Source organism: Chryseobacterium sp. CS3K3.1 (assembly GCF_059515165.1).
On sequence record NZ_JCAKRV010000002.1, the window covers coordinates 24868 to 43559 of the forward strand.

The window sequence follows — 18692 nt, forward strand, 5'->3', positions numbered from 1 at the left end:
GAGGTTTTTATTCATAGTAACACATGGGAAAGACAATGATTCATTATTGCTTTTTGTCCAGACTTATTCTTCTTTCTTAAAACTCACCACCAGATATTCTCCGTTTGAACAGTATTTCTTACAGCTGTCATCTTTAAAATTTTCAGGCTTTTTGGTGTATTCTTCAATATACCTCGCACTTTCAGCTGTATCAGCCGGAACTATGACAATATGGTAATTGTCAGCCACTGTACTGTCGGCTTTTTTCAATGCCTCTTCCTTGTATTTTAATGCTTCTGTGTAATTCATATTTATATCAATTAATTAGGTGTGATAAAAAATTTACAAAAACCAAGCCGTTTGAAGAAATGCTATATAAAGAACAATCAAGAATTTCAGTATCAATTACGAAATCATATCACCAAAAAAGCAATATTCCCGCAACCTTGTAAACCATAAAACACTTTCTCTTTATCATCTTTAACCATTTCATTACCAGCTATTGCAGTGCTTTATTTTTATTATTACGTTTACTGTATGATGAGAAAAAACTATTACCGGAAACTGGCATTGATGGTCACATTGCTGACTGTTTTATTAGCCTATCAGAAATACACCAGTCGTGAAAAAGAACCTTTTCCCAAGGTAACGTTTATTTCAGATGCTTCAATACCAGCAAATCTATCAGATTTTGATCCCAATACACTGGACAAAGAACAATGGCAGAAACTTGGATTTTCAGAGAAACAGACAGCAACCATTCTGAAGTATAAAGATATTGTTGGAGGAAAGTTTACTTCGAAACAGCAGTTGAAAAAATGTTATGCTATTTCCAATGAGAAATTCAGTGTACTGTCCTCTTTCATTTTACTTCCCGAAACAGCAGAAAAAGGAGATCCCAAAAGATTCACTCCATACGGGAAGAAAGGAATTATGATTTCAGGAAAATTCAATCCTGATCAGTTTTCTGTTCATGACTGGCTTAAGATGGGTTTCAGTGAAAAGCAGGCAGAAGCTATTATAAAGTATAAAAATTATCTCGGGGGAAGTTTTATCAGTAAGGAAAAGTTTAAAGAATGCTTCATCATTTCCCCGGAGAATTACAGCAAACTTGAACCTTATCTTTTGCTGCCGGCAAAAACTCCCGAAAATTTCAGGAATTTCGCGAAGGATAATCCTGTAAAATCCAGAATTCAATATCATATTTTTGATCCTGATCAACTGGACTTAGAGGGCTGGAAAACACTTGGATTCTCAGAAAAACAAGCAATCACAATCCTCAATTACCGGAACCGGAATTTAAGAGGAAGCTTTAAAAGCCTTGACGATCTGCAGAAATGTTTTGTGATTTCTGCTGAGAAATTTCAGGAAATGAAACCTTATATCAAACTTCAGGAAAAACAGCAGGAAAAAACAGACTTTTCAAAAACAGACCTTAATACCATTACGTTTAAACAGCTTATAGAATTCGGACTGGATGAAAGAAGTGCAGGTTCAATCATTGGTTTCAGAAAGAAACTGGGAGGTTTTATGAATAAGCAGCAAATCCTAAGTACTTACAACATCGATCAGGATCTGGTTCAGAAACTGATTTCAATAGCTCCGTTGAATACATCAGATGTTCCCCGGTACTCATTAGTAAATGCACCGGAGGAATGGCTTAAAAATCATCCTTATTTCAAGTACTCAGCAGATAAAATCATATTCTACCGGACCAGTAATCCAGATGATAAAAAAATATGGAAACTTTTGAAACTGAAACCTGAGTATGAAGAAAGAATGAAATTATATGTAAAATAACATGACAACAAGAAGTTGACATAAACTCTTCCGAAATAATATTCCGGAAGAGTTATACTATAAATAATGTCTTGCATTTTAGTGATGCATATAACTGCTTGGCCCGTTAGTTCCTTCAATGGATTCCGGTAGAATTCCATATTTATTCCTTAAATCTACTGTTCCTAATTTTTTCCCGGAATTAATATCAATGATACTGATCGTACCGGAATTTAAGTTAGGAAGATCCAATAGGTTATTCTGTACTGCTACAACATCTTTTCCTGACTTGGTTTTAAAGAAAGCCATATGATGCGCCCCTCTATCAGCTTCAAAAGTCTTCAAAAGCTTTAGCTGGGGAAGGTTATTTATATCAAAAACAAGTACTTTTCCAGGATCTGCAAAACTTACATAAAGTTTATTTATATCATCAATATACATTTCAAGCGCCCAGCCTAACCCTTGTGTACTTCCGTCAAAAATCCTGGTAAAAGCATCATACTTTTTAGTCGCAGTATTGTATGGGGCAATCCAGATATCACCGCCAAGCATTGTTGTAGCAAGTGCGTATTGTGGAAATTTTCCTCGAAGCAACAATACCTCAACCGGAGCAGACAAATCTGTTGGTGAATCTGCCACCTGGTATGTTTCCTTGATTTCATAGGTATTCAGATCTAATAAAGTACAGGTGTTTCCCATTCCTGTCGTAAAATCAGGGTGAATGGTAGAAGTTACCATCATTAATCCTTTTTCCTCATTAACGGAAATGCCATGGGGATACATGATAAACTTACCGGGATTAGCCTGAATGGAAGCTTTAATCGTTTTGATAAGCTGATTATTATTAGCATTAAAAACGCCAATACTTCCATCTTTCGGACCTCCTTCCCCACCCATAAAAGTCATAAAATATCTACCGTCATTTGTGAAAAATAAGTTTTCACCTACTGTATTTTCGCCCGTATCAATAGGAGTTGCGCTTATTAATTTCGGCTGTCCGTATTGGTCCTTATCAGTTTTTATTTCATAGAGATAACTGCCTCCCAAAGCAGTGGTGAACATTTTTTTTGCATCCAGATTGTAATAAATATGATGAGGCAATACTCCATTACCCAATTCAAGCTTACTGCTGATGTTTCCAAAATTCGGAGCTTCAGGATCGAGTTCTATAACGGCTATTCCGTCTGATGACCCTTTCAGGCTTCTGTAATCAATGTAAAACGAAGTATTATGGGGGTGATCAGGATTATGGTTCTCATTCAGGCAACTCGCAGATATTATCAAAATAACAAACAAGAACACTAAATTCAATTTTAATTTCATGGTTTTGCGGTTATTATTATTAGTAATATAAATATAAAACATTTCCAATGAAAATAAAAATATAACACACTAATATGTGAAAAAAAACAACAAATAACATCAAAAATAATGCTTCCTGTAGTTATACAAGGAAGCATGAAATTAAAAATCGTTAAAGTATCTTAGATATTTTTAATCAAATGTTTTACTGGAATCTACCAGCAAGGAGTTTAAGGTATTGAGTTCCTCATCAGTCATATCTCTCCATTTCCCTATCGGCAGATCAAGTTTGATATTCATAATACGGATTCTCTTAAGTTTTTTAACTTCATACCCCAGATATTCGCACATTCTTCGGATCTGTCTGTTCAGTCCCTGGGTAAGAATAATCCTGAAATTCATTTCATTAATCTTCTCTACCTCACATTTTTTAGTCACAGTATCCAGGATGGGAACTCCATTTCTCATTTTCTCCAGGAATTTTGGAGTGATCGGCTTATCTACACGAACCAGATATTCCTTCTCGTGATTATTTCGAGCTCTCAGGATTTTATTGACAATATCACCGTCACTCGTTAAGAGAATAAGCCCTTCACTAGGTTTATCCAGTCTTCCGATAGGAAAAATTCTTTTCGGGTGGTTGATATAATCTACGATATTATTTTTTTCACGTTTGGTATCGGTAGTACAAACGATTCCTACCGGTTTATTAAAAACGATATACACAGGTTTTTCCTGAGGTTCTCTGATGGGTTTTCCGTCTACTTCTACGAGGTCCTCATCAGAAACTTTGGTTCCCAGTTCAGGAATTTTCCCGTTTATCTTAATTCTGCCTTCCTCCAGAAGTTTATCAGCTGCTCTTCTCGAACAGTATCCTGCTTCTGATAAATATTTATTAATACGTGTCTTTTCCATTAGTCTTTTCCGTAACCGGTATAATTTTTATTGCTGAAAAGGGTAATTCCATAGCTCAGGCCTATGAAAAAACCGTCAGCTCCGTCTTTCAGCCGATGTGATTCAAAAACAATTCCTCCTTCCTGGCTCAATCTTTTTGAATAGGAAACCTGCATTCCCAGTCTCCCGCCCCAGAATTCAGTATCTGAAACAGCAGAGTGATTAAGCTGTTTTCCATAATTAATATCGATATAAAAAGGTCTTTCGCCCGGAGAAAAAATAATCTTTGGCTGAATAACCCAATAAATCAGATGATAATTATCCTGGATAAAGCTATATTTAAATCCTGTTCCCAATGCAAAGTTAGGAAGAAAATTATATCCACCGACAGCAGTAATCCCATAAGTAAGATTTCCTAGTGAAGATCTGTTTTCAATATACTGCGAATTGCTGGTCTGGTTCTTCTTATTAATATTAAATCCTACATTCAGAGAAGGATTGAAGTAGAAATCCATTTTTGATTTTCCAGTTTCTGTATCCTGAGAAAATGCTTTACAAAAAGAAAATATTAATAAGAAAATGGATAATTTTATTTTCATAGGCCTTCAAATCTGTACTCGTTATTCAGGAACTGATCTGTAGCATCTTCAATGGCATAATCACCAATTTTGGTACGTCTCAGCTGTGTCAGATACGCTCCTACTCCCAGTTCCTGCCCGATATCATGAGCCAGACTTCTGATGTAGGTTCCTTTTGAACAGCCTACCATAAAACTCACCAAAGGAAAATCGATTTTTATATCTTTGATATAATGGATGGTTGTTTTCCTTGCCTTCATTTCCACTTCTTCACCGGCTCTGGCAAGGTTGTAAGCTCTTTCGCCATCAATTTTAATAGCTGAATAAACGGGTGGTTTCTGTTCAATTTCTCCAACAAATTTTTCAAGAACTTCTTTTACCTGTTCTTCAGTAATATGAGAAATATCCTGATGAAGAATTTCAGGTTTTTCGGTATCATAGGATTCTGTCTGGACACCGATCTTGATCTCTGTCCAGTATTCTTTGGGAGCATCCTGAATTTCAGGAATTTTCTTGGTAAATTTTCCACAGCAGACAATAAGCAGCCCGGTTGCTCTTGGATCTAAGGTTCCGGCGTGTCCGATTTTAAATTTCTTGGGAAGATCAAATTCCCTTTTAAGTTTATATTTCATTTTATTGACAGCCTGGAAGGAGGTCCAGTCCAAAGGTTTGTCCAATAAAAAGATATATCCTGATTTCAGTTCTTCAGCAGTCATGAATGAGTATAAAAGATTTCTTATTTAAAGAAATAGAAATAAATCAACAGGGCTATTCCTACAAAAATACGGTACCAGCCCCAAGGTTTGAATCCGTATTTATTAAGCACACCAATAAATGCTTTAATGGCAATAAGTGCCACAATAAATGCAACGATATTTCCAATTACAAAGATCATAATATGATCCTGCGAAGACATAATCATTTCATATCCTTTCTGCGGATTTGCGGTTTCTTTTCCCCAGGTCTTAACAAAAACTGAGTACACTGTTACCGCAAGCATGGTAGGGACTGCAAGAAAAAAAGAAAATTCTGCAGCAGCCTTTCTGGTAAGACCTTGTGCCATTCCTCCAATAATAGAGGCCGCACTACGGCTTGTTCCCGGCATCATCGCAAGACACTGCCAGAAACCAATGGTAACAGCATTTCTTACGGTAATTCCTTTTTCATCATCAATTTTAGGATTCTTAAACCATTTATCTGCAAACAATAAAACTACACCACCCAACACCAATACAGAAGAAATCGCAATCTGGTTCCCAAGAACGGCTTCAATTTTATCATCGAATAAATATCCCAACACCAAAGCCGGAACTACAGCAAATGCAAGTTTAAAATAAAACTGAATATTATTTAAGTCAAAAAACTTTTTCCAATAGGCTACTACCACCGATAGAATAGCTCCAAACTGAATAGACACCTGAAACATTTTTAAAAATTCTGTTTCTTCCAACCCCATAAGATTCGCAGTAAATCCCATATGTGCTGTAGAGGAAATCGGAAGATATTCCGTCAACCCTTCTACAATGGCAATAATAATTGCTTTGATTAAATCCATATTCTTTTAAAAATTAAAAAGATTAAAAGATTTAAGAATTAAAAAATCAGCTCATTGGCTTACATCTTTCAATTCTTAAATTTTTTAATCCTTAAATAAAATTGTTTTATTTATTTTCTTTTTAAGATCGCGTACACTTCTATTGCAAATCCTATAACAACAAACAAAGGTGCTATTCTGATTCTTCTGATAGAAAAGATCCCGTCATTCCATGAGTTAGGATCAAATTTTCCGTCTACCGTATTGGCATCAGGTCCCATCATAAGTAGAAATCCTACTACAATGAAGGCTAATCCGATCAGCATCCATTTGAAATTCTGCTGTCCGAAATAGAAAGCGTTTTCCTGTGGTACTTCAGCTTCATGCCCGTAGTCTGAAGCAGAAAATTTATTTGTTTTTTTGCTCATTATTAAGAGTAATATAAATCGTCAACGTTTGATTTCAAGAACCTCCATGTAGCGAAAATGGTACTTAAGACAGAAATAAAAATTCCAACACCCAGTACCAGGATTACTAACCAGAAGTACTGGTTATTGTCCTGTACGAATGCAGAACCAATCTGACTTGTGAAATAATACCACACTCCACCCAAAGCGAGAAGACCTATAACAGAACCGATAGCTCCTAAAATAATAGCTTCCACAATGAAAGGTTTAAGGATAAATCTTCTTTTCGCCCCTACTAGCTGCATTGTTTTAATAATAAATCTCTTCGAGAATATTTTCAGACGGATAGAGTTGTTGATCAATACAACAGCCAATATCAGGAACAGGACTGAAAATCCTAGGATCCACTTCAGGATTCTGCTCAGGTTATTGTAGACATCTACCATCAGAGTACTGTCATTTTTAACATCAATAATTCCGGGAACGGATTTGATTTCTTTAATAGCTTCATCAATTTTTGCTGGATCTACGAACTCCGGCTTTAAAGCCACTTCAATTGAAGAAGGGAAAATATTTTCCTCAAACAATGCATCACTGTCGATTCCCATACTTTTCTTGGCTTCTTTTGCCGCCATTTCTCTTGAAATATAAGTCGCTTTTTTTACAGGAGCTAATAACTGTACCTTTTTAAAAGTTTCTTCCTCAAGTTTTGCAATTTTTACAGAATCTTTAGCGTCATAGTTTTCATCAAAGTAGGCATTCACTACCAACTGTTCTTTGATATAGTCAGAATACTTCTGGGCATTAATCAGAATAAGCCCCATTAATCCTAACAAAAATAACACTAAGGCAATACTTATCACTACTGTAATATTGCTGGACCGAAGCCTTTTCTTATTAAATTCATCTACAGATTTAGCCATTAATATTAAAATTTTTGGCTAAAATAGAAAAAATCTTCCGAAATTTGGGACGAAATAAAGAAAATCACTGTTAATAAAATCATAAAAAACTTTGAGTGTAAAAGCAAAAAAACATCTTGGACAGCACTTCCTGACAGATGAAAATATCGCAAGAAAAATCGTAGAAGGTCTTAGTTTTGAGAACTATACCAACATCATGGAAGTAGGTCCCGGAATGGGCGTTCTTACCAAATATCTTCTTGAAAAGGATCAGAATATTTACCTTGCCGAAATAGATACAGAATCTATAGAATATCTGAAAAACAACTATACAAAAGTAACTGAAGAAACTTTTGTTGGCGATTTTCTGAAGCAGGATTTCAGTTTTATCAAGGATGATCAGATTGCAATCATTGGTAATTTCCCTTATAACATTTCGTCACAGATTCTGTTTCAGATTGTAGATCATTACCAGCTGATCCCGGAAATGGTAGGAATGTTCCAGAAAGAGGTAGCGGAAAGGACAGCGGCTGTTCCGAGAACTAAAGATTACGGTATTCTTTCTGTTCTGATACAGGCTTATTATGATGTATCTTATATGTTTACGGTACATGAGAATGTCTTTAATCCGCCGCCAAAGGTAAAATCGGGAGTCATCAGGCTTACAAGAAACCCTAAAGAAGGGCTTGCGGGCAATGAAGTACTGTTTAAGCAGATCGTGAAAACAGGTTTCAACCAAAGAAGAAAAAAGCTTTCCAATGCTTTAAAAACACTCAATATTCCTGAAGCCTTGAAAGGGCACGAATTTTTAGATAAGAGAGCCGAAGAACTTAGTGTAGCAGATTTTATACACTTTGCCAATCTATGGAAAGAAAATCAATAAAATAATCATTATAAAGCTTCCTTACCGGGAGCTTTTTTGCTGAATACATTACAATACATTGTTTGTTAAAAGCAGAAAGCCTTTCGAATAAATCCGAAAGGCTTTCTTTTATATTACATTATCAATTTTAATTTCTGTTTTTCAGCATGATCCATCCTGACCAGTTCATCTGGGCTTTTGATTTCGGATATTCAAAATTGAACTTATACCAGTATGTTGCTGTAGGAAGTCTCTTACCACTTACTGTTCCGTCCCAGACAGGATTTTCTTTCGAGAACCTGAACATTTCCACTCCATATCTGTCATAGATAGAACCTGTAAAGTTTTTAAAGTCTCCAAGAGCCTTAAGATCCAATACATCATTGATTCCGTCTTCGTTAGGAGTAATGATATTGTTGATCTGCAATGTAAAGAATTCAAGAGATCCTACACAGTGTGTACCTACTCTTCTTACCAAAACAGTATAGTTTGTATTGTCTAAAAGATTCGTAAATACGTTTGAAGCCTGCCATGTGATACCGCCATCAAGAGAATATTCCAAAGTGCTTGGTGTATTGTTCATTGGCGGGTTTTCAGCAGTGATTGTTACTGTCTTTTTGATGCTTTCATAATTTAATGCAGTAACAAAAGGAGTTGCTGCCCCCATTACTTTGGCTTCAAAAACCTTCTTACAGATACCATTATCAATTTCTACTGAGTAGATTCCCCATTGGTCTACATTAATTTTCCGTGTTGTAGCACCTGTACTCCAAAGATATTTATAACCATCACCAGCTCCTGCATCCAGAGTTACAATATCACCGACACACATTTCAACGTCTTTTAATGTAGAGGTAATTTCTGGTGTCACTTCAATTCTGATCGTTGCCGGATTAAGAGATTTACATCCTTTTGCCCCAATGGCATATACTGTAAATGTTGTAGTCTGATATAGAGTAACCGTCTGCATATTCCCTGTTCCCATGAAATTGCTCCAAAGATAGGTATCTCCTCCTTCAGCCGTAAGGGTTACAGATTCTCCCGGACAGATTTTTATTCTGGAAGCCTTCACTTTAGCGGTTGGCGTTGCTTCTTTCTGTAATGTCAATTCTACAATTTTACTACAGAATCCTCCATTGGAAACAAGAACATACAGAATCTGGCCATCGTTACCATTATAATTTAAAGGTGTCTGAATATAGTTGTTATTCTGTGCAACAGCATCCGCCTGATTTTCATAGAATTTAAAGATAGCACCAGGCGTTGGGCTGATGGTAGGCATAATTGTACTTAAATCGAAAGTAGTAATATCCGGCGTGGTACAAAGCAGCAATGTTGCATCCTGAGCCTGAGGTGTTGTTCCTCCGTGAATCTGTATGGAAGCTTTACCCGGACATGGGTTACCAGGAACACTTACTTCGATCGTATAGGTACCGGGCTGTATTGCAGTAATGGTATTGGTTGTAGCATTCGGGATTGGTGCTCCATTAAAGAACCACTGGTATACAAGGTTAGGATCATTTACAGAAGCTGTAATGACCTGAGGTACATTATCACATACATTAATATCTGAAGGCAATTTGGTTCCTGCAGGATCTAAAAGGTCTACCCCGATATTGAAAGATCCTCCTTCAAGGAATACAGCAGAGTCATAACTATGGTCACTATAATCGGCAATTACCATTTTGAAGTGGTATTGCTGTCCTGCTACTACGGTTGCTGTGGCAGTCAATGGAATCGTTCTCCCGTTAAAATTTGTTTCAACGTTCCCGGTGTTATATCCTGCAAAATATTGTTCGTTTACAGCACCACAACTGGATCCGATTGCAGGGTGGATATTGGTAATACTTACCGGTCCTGCTCCTCCCGGAAGTACAGCCATATTTACATAAGGTCCACCTGAAGTAGGTCTCAATAAGATGGCAAATGCATCTGCAAAGGTACAAGGGAATGAGCCTGTATATTCTTCTGAGGCAATAAGGTAATTAAATTTGATCTGAGAAGTTGTAGGAACGAAGTCAAACTCCAAAAGAACGGCATCATTCAGTCTGCTTTCCACAACCCCGATCACCTGTGCAAGATCAGCATCTGAACCTCCACCGTTGACATCACTCAGACCACCTTCAAAAGTATTACCAGCTCTTCTTGCATACCCTGTGGAAAGAATAAGCCCGTCTTTAAAAGGGAAATTGGTTGCAGCCTTATGAAAATATCCCCATGCTCTGTTTGCCTCACTTGCAGCGTGGTTAGGAGTAATTTTTACATTGGTTACATTGGGAGTAAGGCAGGTATTGGTCCCGGAGGAGATCAATACATCTTTAACCATTTTTTCAATAGTATAAGCGGTTTCAGGATACTGCGGAGCATTCACATCAATAAAAGCACCAGCTCTGGCAGACAGATTTGAGGGTGTTTCTTTGGCGTGTTTTCGTGGTGGCAGATCTTGTGAAAATAAAAAAGTCGAGATGACTAAAAAAAATAAACAAAGCGGTAGATATCTTCTCATAATATTTTTGTTTCAACAAATTTAATTTTTTTTTAAATATCTCGCATACATATTTATATTTTTTACTATAAAAAAACAAAACAAGAAGCTTTTACAGTAAATTTTCATTAATCAATCCCTATTCGGACAAATCATACCTGTTGTACCAGCATCGTATTACAAATCATTTTAACATATTTTCCACTTATTTTAAATAATTCACAAAACACGATAATATTTATTCATCAAATCAAAAAAAATCTTCCATTACTGAAAGATTTTTTTGATCAATTTTTATTTTTATAAAATCTAGTTTCTATTTTTAAGAAGAATCCACCCTGAACGCTGTTCCATTTTCTTACTGGCTGGATTTTCCCATTGTACCCTGTACCAATAAGTAGCAGTAGGAAGATTAATTCCCTTTAAAGAGCCTGTCCAGATAACATTTCCTTTACTGGCTTTGAATACTTCTGCGCCGTACCTGTCGAAAATAGAAGCTGCGAAGTCTTTGTAACCGCTTATTCCGGTGAAGTCAATGGTATCATTGATACCATCCATATTAGGGGTAATAGCGTTGCTGATAATGAATGTAAAATAATCCAGCGAAGTACCGCATTTAGCACCTTTCACTCTTACCATTACAGTATACATGGTATTGTTTAAAATACCTGTAAACACATTCGATTCGTGCCATGTCAATCCTCCATCGATGGAATATTCTAAAACTCCGCCTGTAGGGTTACTTGCCGTAAGCGTAAGAATATGATTATCATACACAATATTGGTAAACTGCGGCAGATCAGGATTAATAAGCTGTGCTGAGAAAGTTTTGGAACAAACCCCATTACTGATTGTCACAGAATATGTTCCGGGAATATTCGTTGTTATGGTTTGAGTAGTGGCTCCCGTGCTCCATACATAAGTATAGTTTGGTCCTGAACCGCCATCCAGCGTTCCTTTATCTCCGGCACAGACAAATACATCTTTTAATGTGGAAACGATTGCAGGAACAACTTCAATCTTAACTTTGGCAGGATCCACAGAGCTGCATCCGTTTCCTCCCAATGCATATACTGAATATTCTGTTGTTGCTGTAGGAGTAACTACCTGAGTGTTTCCGTTTCCTGTGAGGCCTATCCAGTTATATGTAATTCCTCCTGTGGCAGTCAATGTTACAGATTCACCTTCACAGATTTTTAATTTAGATGCTGTAAGCCCTGCTATAGGCGGACCTACCTGAACAGTAACTGACGCTGGTGTAGCAGAAATACATCCGTTAGCTCCAACGGCAAATACCGTATATACAGTAGTTGTAGTAGGTGAAACTACCTGGGTATTTCCATTTCCTGTAAGACCATTTCCCCAGTTATAGGTTACCCCTCCGGAAGCCGTTAATGTTACGGATTCTCCTACACAAATACGGGGTTGTGATGAAACTAATGCAGCAACCGGCTGTACTTTATCTTCTTGTACTGTTACTGTCGAAGTAAATGTACAGCTCAGATTTCCTGGTTGTGATACATTCGTAACTGTTAAAGTATAGGTTCCGCCGGCGCTTACAACAGGGGTAAGTGTATTAGCTCCGGACACAATAGTACCTCCGGTGGTTGTCCATGCAATGGTAGATCCAGCAGGTACAACAGACGCTGATGCATTGATGGTAACCTGTGGTGTTGTACAGGTAATTGTTTGTGGTGCAGCAATGGTAAGCGTAGTTTGAGCCGTGCTTAGTAACTGCAGGGATACTACATAACTGCAGCCTCCATTACTTACCAGTACATAAATAGTCTGGCTTCCTCCCGGCGGCGTATATGTTGTAGGTGCTGCAATAAAGTTTCCGTTAGCAGCATTGGCATCAGCCTGATTGACGTAGTAAGTAAAAGTAACTCCTGCAGTAGTTGTAATCTGCGGCTGGGCTTCCGTAAGATTATAAGTTAATCCCGGCTGATAACATTTATGAAGTGTTGCATTTTGCGCTGTAAAAGGTTCTGAAACTTCTATTATTATCGTTGCAGGGTTTTGAGAAACACAGCCATTCGCCCCTACTGCTGTTACGGTATAAGTAGTTGTGGCAGTAGGTGAAACAACCTGTGTACTTCCGTTTCCTGTAAGGCCATTACCCCAGTTATAGGTAGCCCCGCCTGAAGCGGTGAGTGTTACAGAATCTCCTTTACAGATTTTTATTTTGCTTGCTGTAAGCCCGGTAACTGGCGGAGCACTGTTTCCTGTCACGGTTACAGTCCCTACCGCTGTACAGCTGATATTTCCAGGCTGATACACTTTTGTAATGGTTAAAGTATAAGTTCCTGCAGCATTAATCACAGGATTTAAAGTCGTTGCTCCTGAAACAATATTCCCTCCCGTAGTCGTCCAGTTGAAAGTAGCTCCTGCCGGATAAACGGAAGCTGATGCATCCAGCGTGGTCTGAGAATTGTTACAGGTAAGCACTGCCGGAGGGGCAATGGTAGGTATCATCTGTGGAGCTTTTACCAGTTGGAGTTGTGCTACTTTTGCACAGAAACCGTTGGCTACTCTTACATACACCGTTCCACCTGCACTCTGATGAGCTGTTGGATTAGGGATTGTATTGGCATTTCCTGCATTGGCATCCGCCAAGGTAGTATAATATGAAAACACAGCTCCCGGAGTAGTACTTATAGAAGCTTGTGCTGATGTTAAATTAAAAGTTGCGTTTCCGGCAGCATAACAGGCTGTTAATGTAGCATTCTGTACTGTAGGAGATGTTCCGCCAACTACTGTAATAGTAGCTTCTCCCGGACAGGTATTCCCCTGGATGAAAACCTTAACGGTGTATACCCCTGGTGCTGTTGCCGTGTAACTTGCATTGGTAGCTCCTGCAATCGGAGTGGTACCCTGATACCACTGATACGTTATATTAGGTCCCTGCACAGAAGCTGTAAAAGTCTGTGGTGTATTGTCACACATATTAACAGAATCAGGAAGCTGCACGCCAGCCGGATCCAGGATTTTCACCCCGATATCAAATGATCCTGCTTCAAGAAATACTGCTGAATCAAAGTTGGGATCCTGATAATCCGCAAGCACAATTTTAAAATGATAGGTTTGCCCGGGAATGACAGTTGCTTTTGCTGTCAGAGGAATAGTACGTCCATTAAAATTGGTTTCAATCTGAGCGGTATTGGTTCCTCCGTAATACGCTTCATTTTTAGGTCCGCAGTTTTGATATTGCGGGTGGATATTCGTTACACTTACAGGTCCCGCTCCTCCCGGAAGCACTGCAAGATTGGTATAAGTAGGATCTGTTGATTTTTTTAACAGCAATGCAAAACCATCTGTGATGGTACATGGAAAGTTTTGCTGGTATTCTTTAGAAGCAAATAAATACCTGAAAGTAATTTCAGTAGAAGCAGCTACAAAGTCAAACTCTATAGAGGTAGCATTGGTGAGGTTAGTATTACCGATTCCCAACGCATTCGCAAGATCTATATCACCTCCGGTTCCAAGATCATCACTTAAAGTTCCCTGAAGAGTGTTCCCTGCTTTATTGGCATATCCGGTAGAAAGGATAATCCCTTTGCTGAAAGGAAAATTGGTATTTGATTTATTAAAATATCCCCAGCTTCGGTTCTGATTGGTAGCAGCCAGGTTGGGGGAAACAGTTACATTACTTACTGTTGAGCTGGTACAGGTGGAACCTCCGGATATAAGAACATCATTGATCAGCTGAGTGATAGGATAGCCGGATTCCGGGTAACTGGGTGCATTCACATCTATAAAGGCACCTGCCCTCAAAGAAGCAGCAGTAGGTTTTGATGCTATTTCTACCCTTCCTTTATTTTGGGCCAAAATAAAGTTCCCTATGAAAGCTAAAAATAACGCTAAAAATAAATTTCCTATCCTCCTATTTAACATTTTATATTATTTTAAACAAAAATACTATTTTTTTTAATTGAAATTCAAGTTAACACAATTTACATTATTACTAACGCAAATTTATTTATGTTAGAATATCAACTCTGTTTATTTTAAAATAATACAAAAAGACTGACAAAATAGTCAGTCTTTCAGTTATAGTTCAAATTATTCTATATTTTTAAGCAATATCCAGCCTGTTTTCACAGTAAGTTCCTTGCTTGCAGGATCTTCGAAGGTTACCTGATACCAATATGTTGAAGTAGGAAGCTTTTTACCCTGGAAATACCCGTCCCAATACGGTCTGGTCTTCTCTGCTTTGAAAACTTCTCTTCCATATCGGTCGAAAACCTGACCGCTGAAATCTTTGTAATTAACTACCCCGCTAAAATCAATCGTATCATTAATATTATCCCCGTTTGGAGTAATTACATTTTTCATGACGAATGTAAAGAATTCAAGGAAACCTACGCAGCTTGTAAATTTAACTCTTACCCTGATCGAAATGATCTTATTTTTAGGTACATTATTAAATACATTGGAAGACTGCCATGTAACTCCGTTATCTACTGAATATTCCAGGATACCGTTACTTGGATTACTTGCTGTAACGATCATGGTTCCACTCTCATTATAATCCACTTTGATCACTTCCGGAATTACAGCTTTAATCACCTCAGTTTCGAACTCTTTTGAACAAACCCCGTTACTGATTACTACTGAATACTCCCCAGGAGTACCTACAGTAATGCTCTGACTCGTTTCACCAGTACTCCACTGATAGGTATATCCTGGCCCTGAACCCGCATCCAGAATAATTTTATCTCCCTGGCAGATATGGCCGCCTTTTAAATTTGAAACAATAGCAGGTACTACTTCAATGGTAATACGTGCCGGCTGAAGAGATTTACATCCCTGTGCTCCGATAGCATATACTGTATAGGTAGTCGTCTGAGTTGGACTTACCGTTCTGATTCCTCCGGTAGCAGCTGCAGAATCGGTCCATTCATAGGTTACACCGCCGGTAGCTGTTAACAATACGGATTCTCCGGCACAGATTTTCAATCTCGGTGCTGTAACCAATGCTGTTGGTGTTTCTTCTTTTCTTAACGTTAAGGTTGCAATTTTACTACAGAAAGCGCCATTGGAAACCAGAACATATAAAATCTGTCCATCTGTTCCTGTATAATTGGTAAGATTGGTGATATAACTGTTATTTTGAGCCTGTGCATCAGCCTGATTCGCATAAAAACGGAATACCGCTCCCTGCGTTGTACTGATCAGAGGTTTTGCTGTTTCCAGATTAAAGCTGGTAATTGCAGGGGTTGTGCAGAGTTTAAGTTCAGCATTTTGTACAGTAGGACTTGTTCCTCCGATAATGGTAATAGTAGCTTCGCCAGGACACTGATTTCCGGGAACCATTACTTTTACCGTATAAACTCCCGCCTGGGTAGCTACATACACGGCACTGGTTGCCCCCGGAATAGCCACTCCGTCTTTGTACCACTGATAAGTCATTCCCGGAATTGCTGCCACCTGTGCTTTCAACTGTTTTGGAGTATTATCACACATATTGATACTGCCCGGTAACACTACTCCTGCTTCATCTACAATTTTAATTCCCACGTCAAAAGATCCTCCTTCCAGGAAGACCGCAGAGTCATGAGAAGGGTCTTTGGCATCTGCCAATACCATTTTGAAGTGATAAGTCTGTCCCGGAATTACATCTGCAATAGCTGTTAAGGGAGTTGTTCTTCCAAAATAGTTTGTAACCAGGTGTGGGTTTTCCAGTGCTCCAAAATAGCTGGCATTGATCGGTCCGCAGCTGAATCCATTTCCTGCAGGAACAATATTGGTTGCACTTACAGGTCCCGCTCCTCCCGGTAATACGGCAAGATTGGTATAGGTAGGGTCACCCACCTTTTTCAGCAATAATGCAAAGGCATCGGAATAACCTGTACAGGGATAATTGGAAGTATATTCATCAGAAACAAATATATAATTAAATTTTACCTGATTGGAATTCGGGACGAAATCAAATTCAAGAGCTACTGCATCCGTTAAACTGACATTGGCTCCGGTAGCGGCTACAAGATCCGCATCACTTCCTGTTCCTACGGATTGCCCGACAGCTGCTACATAGTTATTACCAGCTTCTGAAGCGTATCCTGTAGTAAGGACAATACCATCGGTAAAAGGAAAGTTGGTAGTTCCTTTATGAAAATAGCCCCAGAATCTGTTGCTGTTGGTCACATCATGATTAGGAGATACGGTAACGTTGGTCACATTGGCTGTTGTACAGTTGGTACCGCCATTGATCAGAATATTCTTTACCAACTGCTCCGGTGTATAATTGGAAGGTGTATATGGAGGCACATTCACATCAATGAATGCTCCAGCTCTGAGACTGGCCGCAGAAGGTTTTATTTTTTCAGACTTCCTGACAGGTCTCGTTTGAGAAAATGCAGAAACAGAAATCAATAAAAAAGAAAAAAGGAAAAAATAGTTTTTTAGTCTATAAATTAACATTTTGTTTTCATTTGTTCAAATGTAGCAAAAATAATTATACTAATCCCCCCTTAACCACTACTATTTTTATAATTCATCGTGTACATTCACAATAAATTTTTCTTATCATTACATTTTCCATAAATCATTAAACCCAACAATTCAGACATAAAAAAACAGACTAAGAGGTTTAGTCTGTTTCTATTTTTAATAAACTTATTCCGGCAATTTATCATCTTTTTTCAATTGGTCTATTTCATTCTGCAATTGCGAGATAATATCCTTTAAAGCTTTTATTTCATTTTTGTTGGAGCTTACATTGCTCTTGAGCATTACATTTTTCGCTCTTTCATTGTGATCTTCCTCATCCTCTTCTTCGTTGATCTCTTCAATATCCTCGCTGATTTCCTCAATGTCTTCCTGGATATCTTCTATATCCTCATTGATCTCTTCAATGTCTTCGCTGATTTCTTCAAGATCTTCCTGAATGTCTTCGATATCTTCGCTGATCTCCTCAATATCTTCCTGGATATCTTCAATTTTCTCGTGGCTTTTATTCACAGACATCTGAATGAAGATTGCCAGATAAATAGCTTCCAGGGAAAGTACGGTCGTAAGAATCAGAAGCATTTTATCAAAATCCACGATATTCAGCATCGGAAGCAAAAACGAGGTAAGGAACAGCAGGGTATGAACAATCAGGGACTGAATAGATCCGATCCATGAGGTAATGCTGTCTGCAATTTTCTCAAGAACTTCTGTTTTTTCGTTATATTTTTTCATCCTTTCTATTTTTACAACAGTTCTTTTGTTACTCCTAATCCAAACAATGCAAAATCATATTTTGCAGGGTCTTTTTCATCAAATTTTCTGATGGCAATATCCAGCTCTTCCACTGTTTTCCAATCATTTTGTGTCCTTGAAACCAATCCCAGTTTTCTGGAAATGTTCCCGGTATGCACATCCAGAGGAATGGAAAGATTTTTCTGATCTATATTCTCCCAGATTCCAAAGTCTACCCCTCTTTTGTCTTTACGCACCATCCATCTTAAAAACATAATAATCCTTTTGGCAGAGGAATTCTTATAAGGTGAACTGATGTGTTTATGGCTTCTGTGCTTTTCTGTTTCCAGGAAACCACTTCTGAATCTTTCTATGGCATGCAGAAAGTTATTTTCTGTTTTTTTTACTTTAAATAAACTTTCCAGGCTTTCATTTTCATTATAAATTCTGTTGAACTGTTTGATAAAATAAGAGAAATCTTGTCCGTTGAAAGTTCTGTGAATGCTTTTATCCTGAATACTTTCCAGATCTTTTTCAGAATAATTCATTACAAAATCATAGGGAGAATTTCCCATAATATCAAGCATTTTATCCGCAGAATTAATGATCGACTTTCTGTTTCCCCAGGAAATCGTAGCTGCCAGAAATCCTGCAATTTCAATGTCCTGTTTTAAAGAAAAACGATGAGGAATCTGTATCGGATCATTTTCAATAAAATCAGGAGCGTTATACTGATCTGCTTTTTCGTTGAGAAAATCTCTGAGTTCTTCAAATTTCAGCATATT

The 18692-nt window shown here is 37.9% G+C and carries 15 protein-coding genes; 2 read left to right on the plus strand and 13 right to left on the minus strand.

Going from position 1 to position 18692, the window contains the following annotated elements; all coding sequences use genetic code 11:
• Nucleotides 1-63: 63 nt before the first annotated feature.
• Complete coding sequence (locus tag AC5YGI_RS02535) at nucleotides 64-288, minus strand: hypothetical protein (protein WP_202838507.1); 225 nt, start codon at nucleotides 286-288, stop codon at nucleotides 64-66.
• A gap of 228 nt (nucleotides 289-516) precedes the next feature.
• Between AC5YGI_RS02535 and AC5YGI_RS02540 the strand changes: the two genes are divergently transcribed.
• On the plus strand, nucleotides 517-1779 hold the full coding sequence (locus tag AC5YGI_RS02540) for a helix-hairpin-helix domain-containing protein (protein WP_496167420.1): 1263 nt from the start codon (nucleotides 517-519) through the stop codon (nucleotides 1777-1779).
• A gap of 78 nt (nucleotides 1780-1857) precedes the next feature.
• Here AC5YGI_RS02540 and AC5YGI_RS02545 read toward each other — a convergent pair whose 3' ends face one another.
• The 7 genes from AC5YGI_RS02545 to AC5YGI_RS02575 all read right to left on the minus strand — a co-directional run bounded on the left by AC5YGI_RS02545 (nucleotide 1858) and on the right by AC5YGI_RS02575 (nucleotide 7396).
• Nucleotides 1858-3081 (minus strand): YncE family protein, encoded by a 1224-nt coding sequence (locus AC5YGI_RS02545; protein WP_496167421.1) that lies wholly within the window; start codon nucleotides 3079-3081, stop codon nucleotides 1858-1860.
• A 171-nt stretch (nucleotides 3082-3252) separates the two neighbouring features.
• The gene (gene rluF / locus AC5YGI_RS02550) at nucleotides 3253-3975 is read right to left on the minus strand and encodes a 23S rRNA pseudouridine(2604) synthase RluF (protein WP_496167422.1); all 723 of its coding nucleotides are present in this window, start codon (nucleotides 3973-3975) and stop codon (nucleotides 3253-3255) included.
• The gene (locus tag AC5YGI_RS02555; protein ID WP_202838510.1) at nucleotides 3975-4469 is read right to left on the minus strand and encodes a hypothetical protein; all 495 of its coding nucleotides are present in this window, start codon (nucleotides 4467-4469) and stop codon (nucleotides 3975-3977) included. The genes rluF and AC5YGI_RS02555 overlap by 1 nt, the downstream gene beginning before the upstream one ends.
• Nucleotides 4470-4549: 80 nt before the next feature.
• Nucleotides 4550-5248 carry a tRNA pseudouridine(55) synthase TruB gene (truB, locus tag AC5YGI_RS02560; RefSeq protein ID WP_330745677.1) on the minus strand — a complete coding sequence of 233 codons (699 nt, stop codon included), beginning with the start codon at nucleotides 5246-5248 and terminating at the stop codon, nucleotides 4550-4552.
• 20 nt (nucleotides 5249-5268) lie between these two features.
• Nucleotides 5269-6087: an undecaprenyl-diphosphate phosphatase gene (locus AC5YGI_RS02565; RefSeq protein ID WP_330745676.1), complete on the minus strand. Its 819-nt coding sequence runs from the start codon at nucleotides 6085-6087 to the stop codon at nucleotides 5269-5271.
• A 110-nt stretch (nucleotides 6088-6197) separates the two neighbouring features.
• Complete coding sequence (locus tag AC5YGI_RS02570; protein ID WP_110009308.1) at nucleotides 6198-6494, minus strand: DUF3098 domain-containing protein; 297 nt, start codon at nucleotides 6492-6494, stop codon at nucleotides 6198-6200.
• Between the two features lie 2 nt (nucleotides 6495-6496).
• A complete protein-coding gene (locus AC5YGI_RS02575) occupies nucleotides 6497-7396 on the minus strand; it encodes a cell division protein FtsX (protein ID WP_110009307.1) in 900 nt (299 codons plus the stop codon).
• A 91-nt stretch (nucleotides 7397-7487) separates the two neighbouring features.
• On the opposite strand from AC5YGI_RS02575, the gene rsmA reads away from it, so the two are divergent.
• Nucleotides 7488-8258 carry a 16S rRNA (adenine(1518)-N(6)/adenine(1519)-N(6))-dimethyltransferase RsmA gene (gene rsmA, locus AC5YGI_RS02580; RefSeq protein ID WP_137905351.1) on the plus strand — a complete coding sequence of 257 codons (771 nt, stop codon included), beginning with the start codon at nucleotides 7488-7490 and terminating at the stop codon, nucleotides 8256-8258.
• A gap of 127 nt (nucleotides 8259-8385) precedes the next feature.
• Here the strand turns inward: rsmA and AC5YGI_RS02585 are convergent, their stop codons facing one another.
• The 5 genes from AC5YGI_RS02585 to AC5YGI_RS02605 all read right to left on the minus strand — a co-directional run bounded on the left by AC5YGI_RS02585 (nucleotide 8386) and on the right by AC5YGI_RS02605 (nucleotide 18689).
• Nucleotides 8386-10743: a choice-of-anchor L domain-containing protein gene (locus tag AC5YGI_RS02585; RefSeq protein ID WP_330745673.1), complete on the minus strand. Its 2358-nt coding sequence runs from the start codon at nucleotides 10741-10743 to the stop codon at nucleotides 8386-8388.
• Between the two features lie 288 nt (nucleotides 10744-11031).
• Nucleotides 11032-14616 (minus strand): choice-of-anchor L domain-containing protein, encoded by a 3585-nt coding sequence (locus AC5YGI_RS02590; protein ID WP_496167423.1) that lies wholly within the window; start codon nucleotides 14614-14616, stop codon nucleotides 11032-11034.
• A gap of 168 nt (nucleotides 14617-14784) precedes the next feature.
• Nucleotides 14785-17145, minus strand: a complete 2361-nt coding sequence (locus tag AC5YGI_RS02595; protein WP_496167424.1) for a choice-of-anchor L domain-containing protein — start codon at nucleotides 17143-17145, stop codon at nucleotides 14785-14787.
• A 195-nt stretch (nucleotides 17146-17340) separates the two neighbouring features.
• Nucleotides 17341-17907: a DUF1003 domain-containing protein gene (locus tag AC5YGI_RS02600; protein ID WP_454511589.1), complete on the minus strand. Its 567-nt coding sequence runs from the start codon at nucleotides 17905-17907 to the stop codon at nucleotides 17341-17343.
• A gap of 11 nt (nucleotides 17908-17918) precedes the next feature.
• A complete protein-coding gene (locus AC5YGI_RS02605) occupies nucleotides 17919-18689 on the minus strand; it encodes a TIGR02757 family protein (protein ID WP_442879162.1) in 771 nt (256 codons plus the stop codon).
• Between the last annotated feature and the right edge of the window lie 3 nt (nucleotides 18690-18692).

Coding starts and splice junctions, on each gene's coding strand:
- AC5YGI_RS02535 (WP_202838507.1), bottom strand. CDS start 288: ATGAATTACACAGAAGCATTAAAATACAAGGAAGAGGCATTGAAAAAA.
- AC5YGI_RS02540 (WP_496167420.1), top strand. CDS start 517: ATGATGAGAAAAAACTATTACCGGAAACTGGCATTGATGGTCACATTG.
- AC5YGI_RS02545 (WP_496167421.1), bottom strand. CDS start 3,081: ATGAAATTAAAATTGAATTTAGTGTTCTTGTTTGTTATTTTGATAATA.
- rluF (WP_496167422.1), bottom strand. CDS start 3,975: ATGGAAAAGACACGTATTAATAAATATTTATCAGAAGCAGGATACTGT.
- AC5YGI_RS02555 (WP_202838510.1), bottom strand. CDS start 4,469: ATGGATTTCTACTTCAATCCTTCTCTGAATGTAGGATTTAATATTAAT.
- truB (WP_330745677.1), bottom strand. CDS start 5,248: ATGACTGCTGAAGAACTGAAATCAGGATATATCTTTTTATTGGACAAA.
- AC5YGI_RS02565 (WP_330745676.1), bottom strand. CDS start 6,087: ATGGATTTAATCAAAGCAATTATTATTGCCATTGTAGAAGGGTTGACG.
- AC5YGI_RS02570 (WP_110009308.1), bottom strand. CDS start 6,494: ATGAGCAAAAAAACAAATAAATTTTCTGCTTCAGACTACGGGCATGAA.
- AC5YGI_RS02575 (WP_110009307.1), bottom strand. CDS start 7,396: ATGGCTAAATCTGTAGATGAATTTAATAAGAAAAGGCTTCGGTCCAGC.
- AC5YGI_RS02585 (WP_330745673.1), bottom strand. CDS start 10,743: ATGAGAAGATATCTACCGCTTTGTTTATTTTTTTTAGTCATCTCGACT.
- AC5YGI_RS02590 (WP_496167423.1), bottom strand. CDS start 14,616: ATGTTAAATAGGAGGATAGGAAATTTATTTTTAGCGTTATTTTTAGCT.
- AC5YGI_RS02595 (WP_496167424.1), bottom strand. CDS start 17,145: ATGTTAATTTATAGACTAAAAAACTATTTTTTCCTTTTTTCTTTTTTA.
- AC5YGI_RS02600 (WP_454511589.1), bottom strand. CDS start 17,907: ATGAAAAAATATAACGAAAAAACAGAAGTTCTTGAGAAAATTGCAGAC.
- AC5YGI_RS02605 (WP_442879162.1), bottom strand. CDS start 18,689: ATGCTGAAATTTGAAGAACTCAGAGATTTTCTCAACGAAAAAGCAGAT.